The following is a 22236-nucleotide window of genomic DNA, read 5'->3' as shown; positions in this document are numbered from 1 at the left end:
AAAATTAACGACGCAAGCCTAAACGTTTGATCAATTCGCGGTAACGTTGAACGTCAGTTTTACGTAAGTAAGCTAACAAGTTACGACGGTGACCAACTTTTTTCATTAGGCCGCGGTATGAATGATGGTCTTTTTTGTGCACGCGTGCATGTTCATTCAAGTGGTTGATTTCTTCAGTTAATACAGCGATTTGTACTTCTGGAGAACCAGTATCCCCTTCATGGCGAGCATATTCGTTGATGATTTCATTCTTGCGTTCTTTTGAAATTGCCATTTCTTTCACCTCTTTCGATTATTCCCCTGCGACTGAGTAAAACGTTGGTGATTCGCTTAACCAAGTGGCAGGCCGTGCGCCTAGAGCACACAGCTATACTTTACCTGAAACCGGGCTGGAAATCAAGTGGTTAATCATTAAGAAAAAGTAGTTTTCAAACAATCTTACTACTACTTTTCCATTTTTGTGGTAAACTATAATGCGAAAATAGACTTGAATATAGTCTTCTAAGAAAGGGGTACATATTCCATGATTACAATGGATGATATCATTCGTGAAGGAAATCCGACCTTACGCGAAGTTGCAGAAGAAGTTTCTCTTCCATTAAGCGAAGAAGATCTCTCTTTAGGAAAAGAGATGCTTGAGTTCTTAAAAAACAGCCAAGATCCAATCAAAGCTGAAGAATTGCACTTACGAGGCGGTGTTGGCTTAGCTGCGCCTCAATTAGATATTTCTAAAAGAATCATTGCTGTTCACGTACCAAGTGCAGACCCAGAGGTAGATGAACCTTCTCTAAGTACTGTTATGTATAATCCTAAAATTTTGAGCCATTCTGTTCAAGATGCTTGTTTAGGGGAAGGCGAAGGCTGTTTATCTGTTGACCGAGAAGTACCAGGATATGTCGTTCGCCACGCCAAAATCACTGTGTCTTATTATGATATGAATGGTGAAAAACACAAGATTCGTTTGAAGAATTATGAATCGATCGTCGTTCAACATGAAATCGACCATATCAACGGTGTGATGTTCTATGACCACATCAACGATCAAAATCCATTTGCATTAAAAGAAGGCGTATTGGTGATCGAATAGAGATTTGGATTGATCCTTCGATTCTAATGGCATAAGAAAGCTTTATAAAGAGGTTGTGAAAAAGCTGTCCTGCATCAAGTAATAAGAACAGCCAAACAAAAATAGCTCTTCCTATTTTTCGTTTAGTTAGGCTTATTACCTCAGATGCAAGCTTTTGAACATATTCGGAATAAAGGGGCTGTGACACGTCGTTTGTCACAGCCCCTTTTTTATGTTTCGCTACTAAATTTAAAATGAAATTTCCTGAAATCAAAATTCAAGATGTGGCTGTGTCTTGGATAGAGATAAAGCTTTATTGGGAATTACCTGTTTTTTCTCTCCAGAAGGATAACTTTTACGTGTCGTTACGTCTTCTAGAAGTTGCCCTAACCCCTGTTTTCTTGAATCTAATGTGGTTGCACTCGTCGTTTGGGAGGGAGTTTCCCACGTCTTTATTAACTGTCCCACTCGCTTCGATTCATTGCTGTCTGCCCAAGATTCTGCTTTTATCAACGATATTTCTTTTTGTGTATTTGTACTTACATTTTGCTTTGTTGGACTATCTTGTTTCCAGTTGTTTGATTGATTATTTTCTTTATGCTGTATATCAGCTGCTTGCATGATATCTGATAAGGATTGATGGTTATGTCGAGAAGCTAAATCCTTTAGTTGTGACGGCTTGTCTTGATGTGTATTTTTTGGCTGAATCGTTTGATCTGTCTTTTGCTTTGATTCCTCTCTATTTTCCAAAGGATTTATTTCTACTAGCGTCTCTGTCCTCGTACTATTGTCTTGTTTTGCCGTACTTTTTGGCTGAGTCAACTGTTCATTTGGTCTTAGATCCATGCCAAAGTCTTTGACACATGCTTTCCATAATTCGGGATTTGCCTCCCATGGTGCCATTCTGTTTTGTGCTCCATTGTAGAAAACTACTTTCTCCCTAAGCTCTGGCGTATGATAAATATAACGAAGAGCTGCAGCACGTGAGTCTATCCGGCTTCCATTGACAATTCTCACATCTTTATCAATGCTGTAATCGTTACACATCACGATCGTTATATCAGATCGTTCTTTTGCGACTTCTAACATTATCTTTTCAAAACAGGCATCTATATTTTTTCTTATTGTAAGGTTTTCTGGTTGAAATTCCCTACGAGAATTTATAATTGAATTGATTTCGTTCCACAAAATAAGCTTTTTGTTTTTAGACTTAAATTCAGAAGCATAGGCGTAAGGAGTGAAAGGAATATTTTTTTTCTCTCCTTCTCTAAGTTCTTTTTCAAACATCGGGTGCTTATCGAGAAATTTTTTTATATCTTTTTCTTCTCCATAAATCATATACATCCTTTGATTATCACTTTGCCTTACTGTACTGCTTGGGGCAATTCTGGCAATTCTTTTGTAATGTTCTTGTTCAGCTAGAGACTTAAGACCAAAACTATAAGAGTAAGAAATGAAAGGAATATTTTTTCCCTCTCCTTCTCTAAGTTCTTTTTCAAACACTGGATTCTTATCGGCAAATTCTTTTATGTCTTTTTCTTCTCCACTGTTTTGCCTTACTGTACTGCTTGGGGTAGTACTCTCTAAATTTTTGGCTTGTTCGTTTACAATCTTAAGATCAGAAGCAGAAGCGTCAGGAGTGGAAGGAATATTCTTTTCCTCTCCTTCTCTAAGTTCATTTTCAAACACTGGATTTTTATCAGCAAATTCTTTTATATCTTTTTCTTCTCCACTGTTTTGTCTTACTGTACTGCTTTGCTGTAAATGATTGGCTGCATAGGCTGGATCCAACGTAAGATTCGTAATCCTACATTCTTCTTTCCATGTCACAGCAAGATCCTTATCTCTTTCCCAAGGCATTATATTAGTCAGCTTACCTTTTAAATCGTACATAACAATACTGTTATCATACCCTTCTCCATATAAATACACCCTCCCTGCCAGTTCTTCTTTGTTATGATAAACATAACGGAGCGTGTGACTGGGATAACTCTCTTCACCTCCATTAGCAACTTGTCTTTCTTCAAATGCTACTCCATCGCTCCATTCTGCTACTATAGTCATTAAGTGATTAACAAAAATAGAATCTGAAGTCCGCACATCAAATGCATGTGTATGTTCAGGATCATAGTAAAGGTATAAATCGATTCTTGGATTCGTTTTTGCTACTTCTACGGCTATCTGTCCTCTCAAGTCGTACAAATAATCGTCGACTCTTTCGACTCTTTCCTCCTCAGAAAGCTGTGATGTACCATCAACAGTTAGATTTAGATTATTATAGATATTCTCTAGTTTTAGTTCTTCAAACTTCCTGCTGACCTTCTGGAAATCGTCCCATAAAACCCATCCTTTGATCTCAGGGGAAAGATACTCCGTGAAGTTTTGAAAAAAGTGCTGCTGGAACTTCTTATCAGAAAGCTGTTTCGCATGGTCGAACATAGTATTTTTTATAGCAGTTAGATAATCAGTACAGTATACTCCTTCAAATCTCTTACGCCCAGATTCCTTATCAATACATAAGCCAATTCTTTGTTCTTCTTGTTTTTCAGGATTCATTTCATATCCGCCCCCATTATTTTGTTATAAAAAAGTATACATTACTTTCATACAGACAAAGTGAACACCTTTTTCTTGAAAACAAAAAAACTGGCGTTTAAATTTCGCCAGTTCTTCGGTGTTTTTTTATGGTGCTTGTCATTCTTCGTACAAGATACCTGCTTCAGCTAGTTTTTACTTGATTGTTTTTAGCATTTTTTTCAAGTCTATCTCTTTTTAACGTTCATAGAATCTTATTATTTCTCGTACACATGGCTTTTTATTAGCCGAAGTTTCTCTCTCTTCTTGCTGTCTGATTTGTGCCATTCTTTGTTGTCCAACTTGGGATGTGGAAGCACTTATTAGTTGATCGGTGCTTGTTGATGGCTGTTCATTCCTTATACCCACTGTTTTTAAAAGACTCGATAACTGCTGTGGCTGTTTTTTTATCAACTGTTCTGGACTCTTTCGATGTTTTACCTGAGTGTCTATTGATTGGTGTAAACTTGTTTCGCTTTCCTTCTTTTCATGAAGTTTATTTTCATTATTAATGCTAGGTGTAAGAACGACACTTTTGCATGCATTTCTCCACGCTTCTGCAATCTCTTCTTTTTCCCATGGTAATCTATCGGCAATTTGTTTATGACGATCAAACAGAACAATTCTTCCTTCTAACTCTGATTTATTGTGAAATGCATATCTGAGTATCCTACCAAGACATTTTTCATTCTCCCTTTCCGTTCCTTTTGCAAATTTTTCTTCAATATCTAATATACCAGCTCTATCAGTACCACGCCGTTCTATCTTATCAGCATATTGATCGATATCTATGCTACGCCTGCTACTATCACTAGAATTGCTAGTATCACTATCATAATAATCAGAATAATCAGAATTAGTCCAGCCAATAACATCGTATGCTGCATAAATTTGTATCGGATCATAAAAAAGTGTCAATTCAGTCATGGGATTTCTTTTTACTATTTCTACCGCTATCTCCCCTTTAATCTTATGCAAGTAGGATATGAGGGTTTCCTTAGACCACGTCATTGGTATTTCAAAATTGATATCTAATTTTTTATATATGTTTTCTAATTTGAATTCCTCAAAGCTTCTACTGACTTTTTGGAAATCGTCCCATAGCTCCCAATGTTTTTTATCTGATGGGATATATTTTGTAAAATTCTCATAAAAATGTTGTCTGAAATCTGGATCATAAAATTTCCTTTGGTTTTTGAAGATTGCACCTATCGTAGCAGAAATATAGCCATCAATAGACTCTATCGTATGCTCTGCTTTTGTAGGGTTTTTCTGTCGAAAATTATCCTCATCTGCATATTTTCCAGTTTCTGACACAAATAAACTGATTTTCCGGTGCTCTTGCGGTTTAATTGAAGCAGATAAATCACTTTGTCCATCCATCTGTGGAAGTAGAAATGTCAAAGTCTCTTCTCTACTACTTCTTGACCAGACTGTACCAAGCTCTTTTGACTTGGCCCAAGGAGCTACATTAGTCAACACATTTTTTCTGTCATAATAATAAATCCGACCACCTAATGAGCTCTCATTATGATATAAATGGTGTAACGTATCTGAAGTTTCAGCCAGATGCAATTTTTTAGCAATAGCATTCTCTGTCGATTCTACACGCTTTTTCCATTTTGTTTTTGAAATTGGCGTATAAAATTCTAAATTTTTTACGCTTTCCCAAGCTGGATCATAAAAAACACCGAGTTCTATTTTCGGGTTTTCTTTTGCTAGTTCTACTGACATTTTCCCAAACCATTGATTCAAGGAATGCTTAAATCCTTGTTCAGGATACGCTTTTTTCATGAACTCATCCCATCCTGCTATATTCTCTAAATGGAATTCTTCAAACTTACGACTGACTCGTTGAAATTCTCCCCATAGTTGTCCTTGTCTTTTTGTAGAAGGGATATACTGGTCGAAATTTTCAAAAACATCTTGGTTTAGCTTTCCTTGTATCCCATTTTTCTCCTCTAACATTTCTGCAATTATTTCTATATACTTCTCACAGCTTTCCCATTTGTAATTCTTCTCTTCTAAATCATGAAAAGTAGCGTTGAATTCTTTTCCGTTTCCATAAGTCAATAAAATTTTTTCTTGTTCACTCTTATGGATCAGGCTTTCTTTTAATCCCACGAATTTTTCTTCACTTGGTGGAATCACACCGCTCCATAGATCAGTAAGTTCCTTGTTTTTAGCCCATGGTGCTAAAATTATGTGGTCGTTTTTATAAAAATTCACTCTATCTCTCACTGTTTTTTCAAGAGGATATATCAGCCGTATCATAGCCCCTATTTCCGTTTCATCTACTCCTTGAATGATATCCTTCTCAATATCTTTCGCTTTTTCATCTCGATGTTCATACCCATCTGCTAAAGCTTCTATCCGTTCTTCTTTTGTTTTATACTCGCCATTTTTCAGCTTCTTATTTAATAGCTTTCCTTGTTCAGCCTTAGGATCATAAGAGATATACAGTTCAACGTTTGGATTTCCCTTTAGTATCTCTACTATCAGTGCTTATTTTTTTTCATTTAAAAGCTCTTCTGCTTGCTTATATATTACTGATAAGTCTTGCGAACCGAAGGAAGGTTTGTTAAATCCTACATCTCTAAAAATTGTTTCTAGATGGAGTGCTTCAGAAGAGCGAGTTGCTTTGTAAAGGTCATTCCATAATGGCCACTTTCGATTGTAAGTGTAAATATTCTCAGAAAAATTTTCAGAAAATTTTTTTAATCTTTCAGATACGTATTCAGAGTCCTCAAAGTTTCGGATGAATTTAATTAGGCTGTGCGCGAGCGTCTCTATGTATTGATCTAATTTTTCCTCACCAACTTCGTTATAATACAGCTTGATTTTTTGTGCTTCCAACGCTCCTTGATCTTGCTTATTTGGATCCATCTCATATCCGCCCCCATTATCTTGCTAGTTATGACAAAAAAAGCGTACAATACTTTGTGCAGACAAAGCGAACACCTTTTTCTTGAAAATAAAAAAACTGGCGTTTAAATTTCGCCAGTTCTTCGGTACTGTTTTTTATGGAGCTAGTCATCCTTCGTACAAGATACCTGCTTCAGCTAGTTTTTGCTTGATTGTTTTCAGCATATGCTTTTCTGGGTATCGGATCGTATGCAGATGGATTCCTCCTGTGAGTTCGGATAATAAAGAAGCATTGCTCTTTTGATAACGTCTCATAAATGAATCGATGTCTTGTGGCGTTTTAATGTGCAACGTACCTGTTAATTCACCGTAAAGCGGATGTTCTACGATTACATCAATGATTTCGCCGCCATTTTCAACGATGAGTCTCAACTCTTCGTCTGTTTGATCTTTTCCGTGCTGGACCGCGATTTTACTGATATGTCCAGTATTGGTTTCTTCTGTTTCAAGGATATAACCTCTTGCTGTTGCCACGATACTTTTACCTGCCGCTCGTAGTAAAGCAATATCACCGACAATAATCTGACGGCTGACTCCAAAAGTTTTCGCAAACTTGCTAGCACTCACTGGTTTTTCTGTATTTGCCAAGGTTTGCATGATTTGTTTTCGTCGTGCCTCTCCTTCGATCACACTTATTCCTCCTTCATTTTGTTTTGGTATTCGCGCGAGTGTTTCATCAAATCAACATATGTGTTTGTTATTTTTTCCTTGTATCCCTTATTTTTCAGCAGTTTAGCAACTTTATCCAATACTTGCTGCTCTCTTTTTTCATCATAAACTGCTTGGTTTCCTTCTTTTTTTACTTGTCCTATTTTAGTTACTGTATCCATTCTTTTTTCTAATAAAGCAACTAATTCTCGATCGATCGTATCAATCTTTTGACGTAATGTTTCAAGAGACTCTTCTAACGGTTCTTCCTCTACTGTCTTGATGATACGAGCAGGATTTCCTGCAATCACTACATTGTCGGGGAAAGATTTGGTCACAACCGAACCTGCGCCGACCACTACATTGTTTCCTAGCGTGACACCCGGCGTGACGATCACGCCTCCGCCTAACCAAACATTATCACCGATTTTTATGGGTTTTGCGTACTCCAAACCACTGTTACGTTTCACTGGATGTAATGGATGTGTTGCCGTATACAGCTGGACATTGGGAGCAAACATGCAGTTATCACCGATTTCGATCGTGCTGACATCTAAAAATGTACAGTTGAAATTTGCATAAAAATTCTCACCGACAAATATATTATATCCGTAATCAAAATTGATAACTGGCTCCATATAGATTTTTTTCCCTGTACGACCAAATGTTTCTTTCAACAATTGGGATCGCAATTCCGCTGATTCGGCTTGGTTGATGATTTGGCTTTGACTTCTTGCAAACATACGGTCGGAAACCAACTCAGGGTCATTGGCAAAATAAAGCTCGCCTGCAATCATCTTTTCTTTTTCTGTTTTGAATTCAGTCATAGTCTACTCCTAATTCTTGTATTTTTTTGAAAACAACCGCTCCGTCTTCCTGAATAAACGTATAAGGTTCCGCTAAATAAACAGGCGTTTGATTGATTACTAAAATTTTGGCTGACGGTTGGCGAAATTGTACCAGATCACAAAATGGATGAACTTGAAAACTCGTTCCAACAATGACGACCAGCTCTGCTTGGCTGACGGCGTAAGCCGCCTGCTCAATGACTTCACCTTGAAATCCTTCACCATATAACACAATGTTTGGGCGTATTTGTCCGCCGCATGCTTGATGTTTGTCGCTGTGAAGATATTCTTTCCAGTCTACTGTTTGTTTACATTTTCGACAATGACATTGATACAAACTTCCATGAAAATTGACGAGTTGCGGGCTCTTAGCTTTTGCGTGCAATCCGTCGATATTTTGCGAAACGACCCAGATATTTTTTTCTTTCGCTAGATGTGCCATTTCTAAATGAATAATATTTGGTTTTGCTTCAGGATGATAGATCTTTTTGACAAATTGATAGAATTTATCCGGTTCATTCACCATTGCTTGATGACTCAGCAAGTATTCCGGCTGTTCCATTCCGTGGTAGATTCCTGTCAGTGATCGATAATCTGGCACTCCAGAAGGTGTGGATACCCCAGCACCGGTCAAAAACGTGATTTTCTGATGAGTCAATATCTCTTTTGCTGCTTCGTCTACTGTTCCTTGTTTCATGTTTTGTCACCTCACTTTCCATTATAGCCCATACTCAAACAAATTTATTGTTGAAAAGTGTGAAAAATAGGAATAAAAAAGTGTGAGGGACATTTGAACAATTTATCACAATCCTCACTGACAAAAGAATGAAAACGTGTTACAATACTGCTGTATAAAAGTGAGGTGAATCGATATGTTACCATTCTTTATTTACTGGGGCGTTATTCTGGCTTGCATCGCCTGGTTAGCGTTAAGTGTTTATTTCTCTGTTTTTTACCTTGTACGCAAAGAAAACGGAAATCTTTGGGCTTTTGCTTTATTCAACGTGATTGCCGCAATTGTTTTAGCCATTACATTAGCCGTTTATCGAACATGGGGCTGGGGAATCACCCAATACTCAAGTTTGATTTATCTAATATTAGCCATTTACGGTGTCGTTGTTCTTTTGCAAGCGATCCTAGGACGTGAGCCAAAGAAAGCGGCTGCTTAAATAATCGAGGTGGAACTGGATGCAGGAAATTTTCTGTTTCAGTTCTTTTTTTATTGTGTTACATACATTTTTGTGTATAATTATACTATCGTTTGCAATGGATAGATGATTCACATTTTGATTGTTTTTTCGGTAAAAGTAAAGATTTCTATATTTATCAGTATTTTTCAAAAAACAGCAGTTATAGATTGACAAAGCCTCTCGAGTATCGTAAACTTTTTTTGTATAAATAACTGAATACGAGATGCCTCAATCAATGAGGTAGAGGTCGCGAGAATCATTAACCCTGTGGAGTGAAGCAAACATGGAGAAGCAGGAATAGGGAGGATCGCCGAAATGTACACTTTTTTGCTTGAAGTGTATGTTGGGACGCAAGTTAAGAGCTTGCGGACTGTCTTAGCAGTGATGCTAAGTTGCGCTATGTTTTGTGAGAGGTTTATCACCTTATGGAATTTTAGCGGCCTTTTTATATCTATAAATCGGTCGCTTTTTATTTTTTCAGATAAAGCTTTACCGCATTTCATCTAGACCGCTCGTGTATCATATAATCAGAAAGGGAGAAAAAAATGAAAAAAAATATGGTTTCAGTTGCCGTACTATTTGCTTTTGTCTTCTCACTATTCAGTGTGGGATCTCTGGCAAATGCAGATGAAAAAACACCGAGCGATGAGTTTCGCGTAGGTATGGAGGCTGGGTATGCACCCTTCAACTGGTCTCAACAAACAGACGAGAATAACGCCTTGCCAATCCAAGGCCAAAATAGTTACGCCGGCGGTTATGATGTTCAAATCGCTAAAAAAGTAGCAGATGGTTTAGGGAAAAAATTAGTCATCGTCCAAACAAAATGGGATGGTCTGGCTCCTGCCCTTCAATCAGGCAAGATCGATGCGATCATCGCCGGAATGAGCCCTACTGCTGAACGACGAAAAGAAATTGATTTTACCGATCCATATTATGAATCACAATTAGTAGTAGTAGTCCAGAAAGATGGCAAATACGCAAAAGCAAAAAGTTTAGCAGATCTTTCTGGAGCAAAGATTACTGCTCAGTTAAATACCTTCCATTATACTGTGATCGATCAGATACCGGATGTGCAGAAACAACAAGCAATGGATAATTTCTCAGCCATGAGAACAGCGTTAGCTTCTGGGATGATCGATGGTTATGTCAGCGAACGTCCGGAAGGTGTAACGGCAACTAGTGTGAACAAAGACTTGGAAATGCTCGAATTCAGTGGTGCAGATGGCTTCCAGACAAACCCGGAAGATGTTCAGATTTCTGTTGGTATGCGTAAAGGCGACCCAGATATCCAAAAAGTAAACCAGATTCTTTCTGGCATCTCTAACGATGAACGAACAAAAATCATGGACCAAGCAGTCAAAGATCAGCCTGCTGCAACTGATAGTGAAGAAAAACCCGGCATCATTTCTGACTTCACTACGATTTGGAAACAATACGGCAATATGTTCTTACGAGGTGCTGGACTTACCTTGTTCATCGCATTGATCGGGACAGTTGTCGGTACCACACTTGGATTACTGATTGGTGTCTTCCGTTCGGTACCTGAATCAGGAAATGCACTGACTCGCTTCTTCCAAAAAATCGGAAATGCACTTCTATCTATCTATGTCGAAATATTCCGCGGAACACCGATGATGGTACAAGCAATGGTCATCTTCTACGGCCTGGCACTCGCTTTTGGTATTTCGTTGAATCGAACGATTGCCGCTTTGTTTATCGTCTCTCTCAATACTGGAGCTTACATGACAGAAATCGTCCGTGGGGGAATTTTTGCAGTAGATGAAGGACAGTTCGAAGCTGCGCAAGCCATTGGTATGACCCATGGCCAAACGATGAGAAAAGTTGTTATTCCACAAGTTTTACGGAATATTTTGCCGGCAACGGGGAATGAATTTGTTATCAATATCAAAGATACAGCCGTTTTAAGTGTAATCGGCGTAGCTGACTTGTTCTTCCAGGGGAACTCTGCTTCCGGTGCGAATTTCCAATTCTTCCAAACATTTACGATCGTCGGGATCATCTACTTAGTCATGACCTTTACGATCACCAGAATCCTGCGTGCGGTAGAAAAGAAAATCGATGGACCTTCTGCTTACACAAAGCTTGAAGAAATCGACAATTCAAATTTGCAGGAATAAGGAGGAAGAATCATGAGTGAAAAAATTATTGAAATCAACCATCTAAGAAAAAGCTTCGGTGAAAATGAAGTATTGAAAGATATCAGCGTGACAGTCAACAAAGGTGAAGTTGTGACGATCATCGGTTCTTCTGGTTCTGGTAAATCTACTTTCTTGCGCTGTATCAATTTGCTAGAAAAACCAACAGGCGGCGAGATCATTTATAATGGAGAAAATGTATTAGCTCCTAAATATAATTTACCTAAATATCGAACAAATCTAGGTATGGTTTTCCAATCCTTCAATCTCTTCAATAATATGAACGTCTTGGAAAACTGTATGTCTGGACAAACAACTGTCCTGAAACGAGATAAAGAAACTGCCAAAAAAGTAGCAATCGAAAATCTGGAAAAAGTTGGTATGGATCGTTATGTCGAAGCTAAACCAGCACAATTGTCTGGCGGGCAGAAGCAGCGTGTCGCAATTGCTCGGGCATTATCGATGAATCCAGATGTATTGTTATTCGATGAACCTACTTCGGCGTTAGACCCTGAAATGGTTGGTGAAGTGCTTAATACGATCAAAGACTTAGCACATACTGGCTTGACGATGCTTATCGTGACGCATGAGATGGAATTTGCAAAAGATGTATCTGACCGTGTCATTTTTATGGATAAAGGTGTGATTGCAGAAGAAGGTACACCAGAAGATATCTTTGTCCATCCGAAAGAAGAACGTACAAAAGAATTCCTTTCACGTATTTTAAATGCTTAGGATCAATCGCTGATTGGGACAGAGAGCTGCGGTGTTTACCGCAGTTCTTTTTTTGCGCCTACTCATAAATAGTAAATTTCTGAAAATTTTGGAATCTTAGTTGTGTTTTTCAGAAAACTCTCTTAATATGGAAGTAATATAAACTTTTTTAGTTAGGATGATTTAAAAATGAATGAAGAGCAAGAACTGCAGCGTGGACTGAAAAATAGACATGTCCAACTGATTTCTATTGGCGGAGCGATTGGAACGGGGCTGTTTTTAGGCTCCGGAAAGTCTATCCAGCTAGCTGGCCCTTCGATATTGCTCGCCTATCTCATCACTGGATGTATCTGTTTTTTCATTATGCGTGCGTTAGGCGAACTTCTGTTATCAAACACTAATAACCATTCTTTTCTGGATTTTGTTGCAGAATATCTTGGCAAAAAAGCGGCTTTCATCACTGGTTGGACGTATTGGTTCTGCTGGGTATCGATTGCAATGGCAGATTTAACAGCCATTGGGATGTATGTACGCTACTGGGCACCTGGTGTTCCTCAGTGGCTTCCTGAACTGATTGCATTAGGTCTTCTTCTTTGCTTGAATATGGTGGCTGTATCATTGTTTGGTGAGTTAGAGTTTTGGTTTGCCTTGATCAAGGTTGTAGCGATCATTGCCTTTATCCTCGTAGGTGCTTATATGATCCTCACCCACTATACGACAGATATTGGCACAGCCAGCATCACGAATCTATGGTCTCATGGCGGATTCTTTCCGACTGGTGCTAAAGGATTCATCTTGGCTTTCCAAATGGTGACCTTTGCTTTTGCTGGGATCGAATTAGTTGGATTAGTCGCTGGGGAAACAGAAAATCCTGAAAAAGTATTGCCGGAAGCTATCAATAATATTCCTATCCGGATCATCTTATTTTACTTAGGCTCTCTTTTTGTCATTATGGCCATCTATCCATGGAATAGCTTGAATCCAGATAATAGTCCATTTGTAGAGGTATTTTCGGAAATTGGGATCACGATTGCTGCATCCTTGATCAATCTAGTCGTATTAAGTGCAGCAGCTTCTGCCTGCAACAGCGCCATATACAGTACAGGACGTATGCTTCGTTCTTTAGCACAAGAAGGAAGTGCTCCTAAAAAATTCAAAAAGTTAACAACACATCATGTTCCAGGGAATGCTTTGACATTTTCTACGATCGTCATTTTCATTTCGGTTATCTTGAATTACGTGATGCCTAGTGAAGTATTCACACTCGTAAGCAGTATTGCCACTACTTGTTTCTTGTTTATTTGGAGTATGCTTGTCTACACGCATATGAAATATCGTAAAAGTATCATCGGCAAAAAAGCTCATTCATTTAAAATGCCGCTGTACCCATTGAGTAATTATTTGGTCTTTCTTTATATGGCCTTTGTGTGTGTCGTCTTGTTCCTAGGAAAAGATACGAGAATCGCTTTATTACTGACACCTGTGTGGTTCTTGCTTCTCTTACTGATCTATCATATGAAATATGAACGTAAGAAGTAAGAAAGAGGTTGTGAGCCTGCCGTTTCACTATGAGTCACAAGGATCAATTTCAAAAAAACAGCTTCTCATGTTTGTTGAATATTGTGACTTGTGACCGAGGAGGTGGCAGGAGAACACCGTTTATTCGGAAAAAGGGCTGTGACAATATTTTTGTCACAGCTCTTTTTATTTCCCCGGAAACAACCGCTTATAATAGGCATCTGCTTTTTTATAGGAAAAAATCCAAATACCAGATACGAAAAAACGTCCGAATAACCCAATCATCGGTACAAAAAAGATACCGGCAATCAAACATAAGTTAATAAACATGGAGATAAAACTTCGATGGTCCTTTGACAAAACTCTCACGACATGGGAATCTGGTTTATTTGCTTTCATGATTTGCCTCATCAATATACCAAAAGAAAAACTCCACATCGTGTATACTAAGACATAAGCCATCTCAGGCCAAAAAGCTTCAGGGTTACGCCCGACCCAACTAGTAACGGAAGGACATAAAGTCAGCCAGAAGAGCCAAAAGATATTCGACCAGACCACTCGGTAATTGATGCGTTCTGCCATCTGTAATATACGATGATGGTTCACCCAGATTACCGCAACAAATATAAAACTGATTGCATAAGCTAATAATGTATTTCGGATGGCCCATAAAGAATGGATACCAGATGGATCAGGAATCTTGATGTCTAATACAAGAACTGTCAAAACGATGGCCACTACTCCATCAGTAAATGCTTCTAATCTCGACTTTGTCACGATGTTTCCTCCTCAGATGATTCAGCGCTTTTATTTTATCACTTGTGTTATTAAATAACCATCGTTTTATATAGGAAATTTTCTGAAAATTGTTGCATATTTTTCGAAATTTTGTTACTTTTAAAAAAACCGTAAAGGAGTTATGTATGACAAAAAAATTATCATTTAAAGACTATCTTTTTATAGGCTCCATGCTTTTCGGTCTATTTTTTGGTGCTGGAAATCTTATCTTTCCCGTTCATTTGGGTCAAGAAGCAGGTGCTGCTACCTTTTGGGCGAATCTAGGTTTCTTGGTTACCGGTATCGGTCTTCCCTTCTTAGGAGTGATTGCCATTGGTGTATCGAAAAGCTCAGGTGTATATGAATTAGCAAAACGGATAAATCAAACATATGCGATGGTTTTTACCATCTTGCTTTACTTAGTTATCGGACCGTTTTTTGCTTTACCTCGCCTTGCAACCACATCTTTCGAGATTGGTTTAGCACCATTTATCGATCCTAGCAGACAGACGCTATATCTAGCAATTTTCAGTATTGTATTTTTTGTGCTGGCTTGGTGGTTTTCAAGAAAACCGACAAAGATATTAGATTATGTTGGAAAATTCCTGAATCCTGCATTTTTGGCTTTATTAGGGGCATTGCTTCTCCTTGCTTTTTTGAATCCACTAGGCTCTGTCAATCAAGCGCCTATTCAGCCAAATTACCAAGACCATGCTTTTTTCACAGGATTTACTCAAGGATATAACACATTAGATGCGCTTGCTGCTTTAGCATTTGGAATCATCATCGTTACGACGATCCAAAACATGGGTGTAACAAAACCTGCTGAAATTGCTAAAGACACGATCAAATCTGGTGCGATCAGCATTATATTGATGGGAATCATTTATACTTTGCTCGCTTATTTAGGTGCTATGAGCTTAGGTAGCTTTGCTCTAAGTGAAAATGGCGGAATCACGCTGGCTCAGATTGCTGATCATTATTTAGGCACTTATGGTAGTATCTTATTAGCATTCATCGTTATATTAGCTTGTTTGAAGACTGGTATTGGTTTGATTACAGCTTTTGCAGAAACATTCACAGATTTGTTCCCGCAAAGAAATTACGCCTTTTTTGTTGCACTTGCCAGTATCCTTCCCTGTTTAGCGGCAAATGTTGGCTTGACGAATATCATTCAATTTTCATTGCCTGTTTTGATGTTCATCTATCCATTAGCAATGACATTGATTCTGTTAGTGTTGGTTGGTCCTTTGTTTAAGCAGCGTACAGCTGTTTATCGGATGACTACCTATTTTACGTTGATTGCTTCGATTTTTGATGGGTTGAATGCCTGCCCAGAATCTATCAAGCAAACCCCTATCGTTCAAAATCTTTTACATGTTGCGGAAAGCTACTTGCCGTTTTTCAAATTGGGGATGGGGTGGATCGTACCAGCAGTTATCGGTTTTGTTATCGGACTGATTTGGAGTTTCGCTAAGAAAGAAGAAGTAGCGGATTGATAAAAGAGATTGTCTCTTGAACACTTTTTAAGAAAGAGTTTGCGAAAAAGCTCTCACAAAAATTGCGACGAGTAATCGCAGGATCAATAAAAAGCAAAAGGTCTGTGACAAAAGTCTTGTCACAGACCTTTTTTTCCGAATAAACGGTGTTCCAGAAGTAGCTTCTTCGAAAAATAAGCCGATATTTTACAAAAATTTGAGAAGCAATTTTCGTCAATTCCTTCTTATTTCTTGAAGCTGACCACTTCAGTCACAACCTCTTTTTTATAAATAAAGTTATTTTTACATAATAAAAAAGCAAACATTAAATAACTTTAATTCCAAAACAAATAAATTCCTCCCTTCTTTTTCTTTATCAGTTACGCGAACGATTATGCATCCAAAACAAACGATTATTTGACATAACTACTATCTTCCATGAGAATACACGAAGGAAACACCAATAATATAAAAAACATTTTTTTAAATTGATTTTTTCTATTACGCCTTGTATTCTTTTGTTTTTTCAAGAATAATTAAATGTGTAAGCGAATACGAATGAACGGAGGTGCAAAAGACCCCCTTGTCGATCAGCCGCACGTGTTCTTGAAAAGAGAAAACATGAAAAAACTCACTCATTTGTTTTTTGTTGTGTTGACACTTCTGCCATTTGCTGCCACGCCTATCCAAACGCACGCCCAAGAAACGTATACGATTAAAGCAGAACAACATGCGACGACCGAAGTTGTTCCTGAACTCCCGTCTATCTCTCGTATCCCTGTCACTACCCTAGAACCAGATCCGCACAACGCAGCATTGGTTCCTTTAACCGGTGGCGTCAGTTTCTCCTCTTTCCTCTCTCCTTTTTCTGCTGTTGGTGCTACATTAAGTTCTGCATTGGTTTCCCTCCCTGCTTCTGCTACAGTAGTTTCTGCTATCCTAGGAGCAGGACTTGGTTATAGTTTTTACCAATTAGGTTCCTCCTTAGGCGTCGCCACTGCAGACTTACTCAAAACGAATGCGAGCTTGTATGAATTATCTTCCAATAATCCTGCCCTGCAACAAGAATTGGCCGCTTTTGCCACTTCGGGAATTGATTCTACTACTAGTACCTATAATTTCTCGCAAGGTCTGCAAAAAAGATACGCGCAAGATGTGACCAGTCATGCATTGATGCGGGAATATTTGACAGGAACAACGGATCATGGTGCTTATCGCTTTTCGATCAATGACCATCCGGCTTTTCGTAAACTGATCTCTTATGGTTCTCTTTCTACTGAAACGGCTCGGACTGGCGTAATCGGACGTGATGCCTCGGTAGCTGATCGAATGTTCATCGAAGATCAATTCTTCTTGCTGGAAATGGTTCGTGTCAAGGTTTGTCTACAGTCTGATGGCATGTTATGCATGCCTTTTTAGTCAGTTATAGAAGATATACTAAAAAAAGCAAGCGATAATGCGGTTTTATTTTTTAAGGTTCTGATCATATAATTTTTTAATGAAAAGACGGAGGATTAAATCAAATGAAAAATAAATGGACAGTGTTGATTTGTGCAACTATTTTATCAACTTGGACGATTCCTACACAAAATGCCCTCGCGGAAGAAGCAGGGAATAATGCAACTTATGACACTACGCAACAAACAGTAACTAGCAATAGTTCTAGCGAAGAGCAAACAGCAATTGTAAATGGAGAAGAAGTAAAATTAGAAGCGCCAGTGAAAGAAGGACAGTCTGAAGCTGAAGCGACTCAAGCACCAAAAGAAGAGTTACAACAAGATCAAATGAGTCGGTTTGCTCGTAGTGCAGTAAGAACAATACCTATGTATCGCATGTATAATCCAAATAGCGGAGAACACTTCTACACTCAAGATACTGGAGAACGAGATAATCTAAGAAGAATTGGTTGGAATTACGAAGGTATTGGTTGGCAAGCTCCAACAAGTGACGATCCAGTTTATCGTCTATACAATCGTTACAACGGCGAACATTTCTACACGCTGAATGCCGCTGAACGTGACAATATCACGAAATACGGATGAAAGTATGAAGGTATCGGTTGGTACTCTTATACAGGACCAAATGGTAAGTCTATTAGATAACAATATAATCCCTAAAAAAAACTACAGTGTATTTAATTTATGTCGCAATATAATTAAATATACTGTATTATTTGTAATGAAAACGAATATTTATAGAAAAAGTGAAGAAAAGAAATGCAATAGAGTTAAATAATATTATTATTTTTTGACTGTTTAAAGTGGTAGTAATAAATGGGTGCATATTTTATGTTAGGGAAGGTGGATCGTGTTGATAACTATTATCTTATTATCTGTCCAATATTTTTTGATGTGTAGTTTAAGTTTTAGAATACTTCGAGAAAAAAATAGAAAATTTATTGTTTTAAGTGTGATTAGTGCTGTAATTTTTTCACTTGTGTACTTACAGTTCGAATTATTTGCAACTGGTCTTTTGTGGGTCTATTTAATTGCAATGAACTTTTTTGTTGCCAAATCAACGATACATAAATCTTTGATTTCAAGTAGTTCTGCAATTCTCATTGTTATATTTTCTGACTATCTAACTTTATTTATCAATCCTATGTTCAATGTAAATGTAGGAGAATATACCCGATTTTTTTATACGGTTATTGTAGCTTTATTACTTTCTTTTGCTTTTAGAAAGCTTGTAAATACGACTTCTTTGTTTGAGAATGATTTGTACATGCCGATGATTTCATTAATTGCAACAGGAACGTTTCTCATACACTTTATCGTAATTACGATGGAGCGCCATGTTACAAATCAACGAGAAATGGAAATGATCAATAGTTACTTCGTCATCGTGTATTCTCTTTTATCTCTTTTTTCTGCTTCAATTTTTGTTTTCAGTGCAAGAAAGTATTATAAAAATAAGGAAATTGAGAATTATTTACACTATCTTAAACAATATGCGACTGACATTGAAAAAAAGTATAGTGACCTTCGAGCATTTAAACACGATTATAAGAATATGTTAATTTCAATGGGAAATTATATCGAGCGAGGTAATCTTGAAGAACTTACGAAATACTTTAAACAGAATATTTTGGAAACATCAAAAACAATTTTTGATAATTCATTAGAACTATCGGAGTTAGGAAATCTAAAGGTAGTTTCTTTAAAGAGCATTTTTTTATCTAAACTCAATTCAGTGGATACAAAAAGAACTAAGGTATCAATTTTTGTTTTTAATGAAGTCGATTCTGTTGCTGTTGATGAATTAGTTTTAGTTCGCTCTCTTGGCATTATTTTAGATAATGCTGTAGAAGCAACCCGAATGGCGAAATCTGAAGGGTTTATTGAATGTGCCATTTTAAAAGATATGGGAAGTGTAAGTTTTATTATCTCAAACTCGGTATCTGAAAATTTACCACCTCTTCACCAGTTGAAGGTTTCAGGGTATTCAACAAAAGGATCGAATAGAGGTTTGGGTTTATCTAACCTTGATTCTATTGTTGCACACGAAGCCCATTTATCCCTAGAAACATCTATTCAGGACAATAAGTTTTGTCAAATTTTAACTGTTAATTAAGAAGGAGAATACAAATGCTAAAGATATTTATTTGCGAGGATAATAAGGATCAACGGCAATCAATTGAACGTATTGTAAAGAATTATTTGATGATGGTAGATTTAGATGCTCGATTAGAACTTTCTACTGATCTTCCAAACGATATTCTAAAGTGGAGAACGCAGGAACAACATGATTATTTATTTTTACTAGATATTGAACTAAATCATGAAATGAATGGGATAATCTTAGCATCTCAGTTAAGAGAAAGTTATCCGCATGCAAAAATTGTTTTCATCACCAGCCATACTGAGATGGCGTTTCTTTCTTTTTTGCATAAAGTTGAAGCTTTAGACTTCATTCAGAAAAAGAGTGAAGAGGAACTTAAACCAAAGATAATCGAAGTAATAAATACTACCGTTAATCGGATTAGTAAGTTTTCTCCTGATAAACGAGAATTTATCCTGATACGCAGTAATTACACAGACATCAAGCTTGTAATAGATGACATTTTATTTTTTGAAACAACACCTGTAGCTCATAAATTGAGTGTTCATTTGCTTAATCGGCAATTAGAATTTTATGCAAATATCAAGGACATTTCTGCTTACAACAGTGCATTTTATCGTTGTCACCAGTCTACTGTGGTTAATATTAACAATATTGAAGTAGTCAATACTAAAACAAAATTAATTCAAATGATTGATGGACAAAAATGTAATGTATCAGTACGTTATCTAAAAGGGTTACTATTTAAATTAAAAGAGAAGCAAAAAACATTATCTTAACACTTATGAAATGAAAAACGTTTCTTTTGAAAGTTTCGTTGTCGATTCAATTTCTGTATTATCATTGTTTTTGTAAGAGAGGAGCAATCCAATGGGAAATAGTATCGAAGAGAGATTATCTGATTTGCTTTTAAAAAAAATGGTAAACTATTTTGAATTCTCTAGAGAAGATTCTCTCAAAATTAATTATGGATTGACAATTCTAATTGTTAATTTATCTAAAGCGCTCGCCATATATCTAAGTGCTATTATTTTCGGGGTGTTTTTGGAAACGCTTTTATCTAATGTTACTTTTTGCATTTTGAGACATAATAACTATGGATTTCATTTTGAAAACAGCTTGATATGTACTCTCTTTGGGATTTTTAGTTTCCCTATCTCAGCTGTTCTTTTAAACTGGATGAATTTTAGGTTCTCTTTATTGGGGTTGGTTATTGTGTCGATTACTTTCATCGCTGTGACATGGCGGTTTGCTCCTTCATATACTAAATACGTTGGTAAGGATGTAGGAAATCACAGTCGCATAAAACCTCTCTTAACAACTATCAATATTCTAATTCTTTGTGTTTTATCACCTTTTACAGACCTAACGGTATTCATGGTTTGGGGAGTTTTTATCAGTAACTTATTGGTATTACTTAATGAATTAAAGAGGAGGTATCGTGTTGGTAAAAGTTTTAAAGTTGAATAGAGTTCTTTTAGGATGTTTAGCAACTCTAGCACTAAGTATTTTCAGTCATTCAATTCAAAATTGCTGTTTTTTAGCGACTTATGAACCTGATATGCCTGACGAGTTAAAAGAGATAGTTAAATAGACATAGGTTAAACGACAATTTATCAGAAGCAAAGATAATCTGTTAAAAAACTAGGTTGTTTTCTGAGCTTGTGTTCTATTTTATTAAATATTTATTCTTTATCAAATACTATTTTTTAGGATAATACTGAGGTGAAAAGAGGAATGAAAAAGAAATTTCTAGTCCTGAGATTTAGTTAAAAATTATATAATGAAGAGGTGTACTTATGTTAAAAACTGTGTCGAAAATTGTTGTTGCTACACTGGGTGTTTCTATTATTGGATCGACAGTTGTTCCAACTGTAACTGCTTCAGCGGCAGAGGTTCCAACATCCACTGCTACGACTACAAATTCAACTACATTACCGGTAACATTGAACCAAACATTGGGAGCATCTTCTATTTTAGATCAAAATGATTTTCAAAATTTTGAAATTATAGGAATTGACGAGAATGGAAATGAACATATTCTTGATCCAAACAGTCCTAATCTTCGATATACTTCGTCAATTATCTATATTGGTGTTAAAATAAGATATACATCAACAGCAGATGGTAAAAATTTAATTGCAATGTTTAATAAAACTTATGGAATGGGAGCAATTGGAGATGCAATAGCAATCTTTTCAAGCGCTCTAGGTGGAATACCTGGTAGTATTGTTGGCGGTTTTGTAGGACTTGGCTTCAATGGCTTTAGAAGTCGTTGTAAAGAATCCATTACAGCTGTTCAGGCGCATCCTTCAGGTGGTGCAATTTATATGTATTTAGATCATGTAACTTGGAAAGCTTCCTAATTAATCGGTGCATTTAAAGAGAGGGTGTTTAGCGATGGCTAATAATAAGAAAAAGAGATATATAGGGTTGATTGGACTATATGTTCTTTTGGTAATAGCATCTTCTCTAATACAGCAAATTAAGTATTATGGTTTGATTGCGTGGATTCTAATTGTCGTAACTATCCTATTAGTGATTGTTTTGTGGACATATTTGCTACGCAAAAATATCGTAAATGTAACATGGAAAAGTATGACGTATGATCCGCAATCTCATAGGAGCGAACGAATATTTTTGTGCAGTCTTGTTACATTAGTTTCACCTATACTTAGATTTCATGATATAACTTCTTACGATGTTATACTTTCAGTTATAGCGCTATTAGTTGCTGTTATTGGGTTCACATTAAATGAGCGACATCTAAGTAAAAAAAAT

At 37.0% G+C, this 22236-nt stretch carries 20 protein-coding genes, 1 pseudogene and 1 riboswitch; of the genes and pseudogenes, 13 read left to right on the top strand and 8 right to left on the bottom strand.

The annotated features are described in order from the left end of the window. Window positions 1-4: 4 nt before the first annotated feature. Window positions 5-274 (bottom strand): 30S ribosomal protein S15, encoded by a 270-nt coding sequence (gene rpsO, locus AB3I27_RS04245; RefSeq protein ID WP_002289282.1) that lies wholly within the window; start codon window positions 272-274, stop codon window positions 5-7. A gap of 249 nt (window positions 275-523) precedes the next feature. Here rpsO and def point away from each other — a divergent pair, with 249 nt between their 5' ends. Then, window positions 524-1087: a peptide deformylase gene (gene def / locus AB3I27_RS04240; protein WP_002309767.1), complete on the top strand. Its 564-nt coding sequence runs from the start codon at window positions 524-526 to the stop codon at window positions 1085-1087. Window positions 1088-1336: 249 nt separating this feature from the next. On the opposite strand, the gene AB3I27_RS04235 is transcribed toward def, so the two are convergent. The 6 genes from AB3I27_RS04235 to AB3I27_RS04210 all read right to left on the bottom strand — a co-directional run bounded on the left by AB3I27_RS04235 (window position 1337) and on the right by AB3I27_RS04210 (window position 8758). Continuing rightward, window positions 1337-3622 (bottom strand): hypothetical protein, encoded by a 2286-nt coding sequence (locus tag AB3I27_RS04235; protein WP_325908064.1) that lies wholly within the window; start codon window positions 3620-3622, stop codon window positions 1337-1339. A 216-nt stretch (window positions 3623-3838) separates the two neighbouring features. After that, window positions 3839-5914: a hypothetical protein gene (locus tag AB3I27_RS04230; protein WP_235688798.1), complete on the bottom strand. Its 2076-nt coding sequence runs from the start codon at window positions 5912-5914 to the stop codon at window positions 3839-3841. 231 nt (window positions 5915-6145) lie between these two features. Next, window positions 6146-6526 carry a hypothetical protein gene (locus AB3I27_RS04225; RefSeq protein WP_235688701.1) on the bottom strand — a complete coding sequence of 127 codons (381 nt, stop codon included), beginning with the start codon at window positions 6524-6526 and terminating at the stop codon, window positions 6146-6148. A gap of 147 nt (window positions 6527-6673) precedes the next feature. Continuing rightward, entirely contained in the window at window positions 6674-7195 is a 522-nt protein-coding gene (locus AB3I27_RS04220; RefSeq protein WP_002316587.1) for a transcription repressor NadR, read from the bottom strand. A gap of 2 nt (window positions 7196-7197) precedes the next feature. Then, window positions 7198-8040 (bottom strand): chorismate mutase, encoded by an 843-nt coding sequence (locus tag AB3I27_RS04215; RefSeq protein ID WP_368022912.1) that lies wholly within the window; start codon window positions 8038-8040, stop codon window positions 7198-7200. Then, the gene (locus tag AB3I27_RS04210) at window positions 8033-8758 is read right to left on the bottom strand and encodes an NAD-dependent protein deacylase (RefSeq protein WP_235042686.1); all 726 of its coding nucleotides are present in this window, start codon (window positions 8756-8758) and stop codon (window positions 8033-8035) included. Before AB3I27_RS04210 ends, AB3I27_RS04215 begins: the two co-directional genes overlap by 8 nt. A gap of 175 nt (window positions 8759-8933) precedes the next feature. Here AB3I27_RS04210 and AB3I27_RS04205 point away from each other — a divergent pair, with 175 nt between their 5' ends. The 4 genes from AB3I27_RS04205 to AB3I27_RS04190 all read left to right on the top strand — a co-directional run bounded on the left by AB3I27_RS04205 (window position 8934) and on the right by AB3I27_RS04190 (window position 13660). Next, complete coding sequence (locus tag AB3I27_RS04205; RefSeq protein ID WP_002293448.1) at window positions 8934-9230, top strand: hypothetical protein; 297 nt, start codon at window positions 8934-8936, stop codon at window positions 9228-9230. A 254-nt stretch (window positions 9231-9484) separates the two neighbouring features. After that, window positions 9485-9659: riboswitch (Lysine riboswitch) on the top strand. Window positions 9660-9796: 137 nt separating this feature from the next. Further along, on the top strand, window positions 9797-11389 hold the full coding sequence (locus tag AB3I27_RS04200) for an ABC transporter permease subunit (protein WP_002293447.1): 1593 nt from the start codon (window positions 9797-9799) through the stop codon (window positions 11387-11389). A 12-nt stretch (window positions 11390-11401) separates the two neighbouring features. Then, entirely contained in the window at window positions 11402-12142 is a 741-nt protein-coding gene (locus tag AB3I27_RS04195) for an amino acid ABC transporter ATP-binding protein (RefSeq protein WP_002293446.1), read from the top strand. 168 nt (window positions 12143-12310) lie between these two features. After that, complete coding sequence (locus AB3I27_RS04190) at window positions 12311-13660, top strand: amino acid permease (protein ID WP_002293445.1); 1350 nt, start codon at window positions 12311-12313, stop codon at window positions 13658-13660. Window positions 13661-13825: 165 nt separating this feature from the next. On the opposite strand, the gene AB3I27_RS04185 is transcribed toward AB3I27_RS04190, so the two are convergent. Continuing rightward, entirely contained in the window at window positions 13826-14416 is a 591-nt protein-coding gene (locus AB3I27_RS04185) for a TMEM175 family protein (RefSeq protein ID WP_368022911.1), read from the bottom strand. A gap of 146 nt (window positions 14417-14562) precedes the next feature. Between AB3I27_RS04185 and brnQ the strand changes: the two genes are divergently transcribed. The 8 genes and pseudogenes from brnQ (at window position 14563) to AB3I27_RS04145 (ending at window position 21821) form a co-directional block, all read left to right on the top strand. Beyond that, window positions 14563-15915 carry a branched-chain amino acid transport system II carrier protein gene (gene brnQ, locus AB3I27_RS04180; RefSeq protein ID WP_002344727.1) on the top strand — a complete coding sequence of 451 codons (1353 nt, stop codon included), beginning with the start codon at window positions 14563-14565 and terminating at the stop codon, window positions 15913-15915. A gap of 537 nt (window positions 15916-16452) precedes the next feature. Then, window positions 16453-17313, top strand: a complete 861-nt coding sequence (locus tag AB3I27_RS04175; RefSeq protein WP_065763814.1) for a hypothetical protein — start codon at window positions 16453-16455, stop codon at window positions 17311-17313. Between the two features lie 104 nt (window positions 17314-17417). Beyond that, window positions 17418-17933, top strand: a pseudogene (locus AB3I27_RS04170) (hypothetical protein); the annotation flags it as partial. 268 nt (window positions 17934-18201) lie between these two features. Beyond that, window positions 18202-19467, top strand: a complete 1266-nt coding sequence (locus AB3I27_RS04165) for a GHKL domain-containing protein (RefSeq protein WP_321533503.1) — start codon at window positions 18202-18204, stop codon at window positions 19465-19467. A 14-nt stretch (window positions 19468-19481) separates the two neighbouring features. Then, entirely contained in the window at window positions 19482-20234 is a 753-nt protein-coding gene (locus tag AB3I27_RS04160; RefSeq protein WP_235042684.1) for a LytTR family DNA-binding domain-containing protein, read from the top strand. Between the two features lie 91 nt (window positions 20235-20325). Continuing rightward, window positions 20326-20925: an accessory gene regulator B family protein gene (locus AB3I27_RS04155; RefSeq protein ID WP_087063734.1), complete on the top strand. Its 600-nt coding sequence runs from the start codon at window positions 20326-20328 to the stop codon at window positions 20923-20925. Further along, window positions 20897-21049 (top strand): cyclic lactone autoinducer peptide, encoded by a 153-nt coding sequence (locus tag AB3I27_RS04150; RefSeq protein WP_002335130.1) that lies wholly within the window; start codon window positions 20897-20899, stop codon window positions 21047-21049. Before AB3I27_RS04155 ends, AB3I27_RS04150 begins: the two co-directional genes overlap by 29 nt. A gap of 205 nt (window positions 21050-21254) precedes the next feature. Continuing rightward, the gene (locus AB3I27_RS04145) at window positions 21255-21821 is read left to right on the top strand and encodes a hypothetical protein (RefSeq protein ID WP_002309782.1); all 567 of its coding nucleotides are present in this window, start codon (window positions 21255-21257) and stop codon (window positions 21819-21821) included. Window positions 21822-22236: the final 415 nt, after the last annotated feature.

The organism is Enterococcus sp. C46, assembly GCF_040887565.1.
Classification (GTDB): Bacteria; Bacillota; Bacilli; order Lactobacillales; family Enterococcaceae; genus Enterococcus_B; species Enterococcus_B lactis.
The sequence above is the reverse complement of the archived record's forward strand: the minus strand, read 5'-3'. Positions and strand labels throughout refer to the sequence as shown.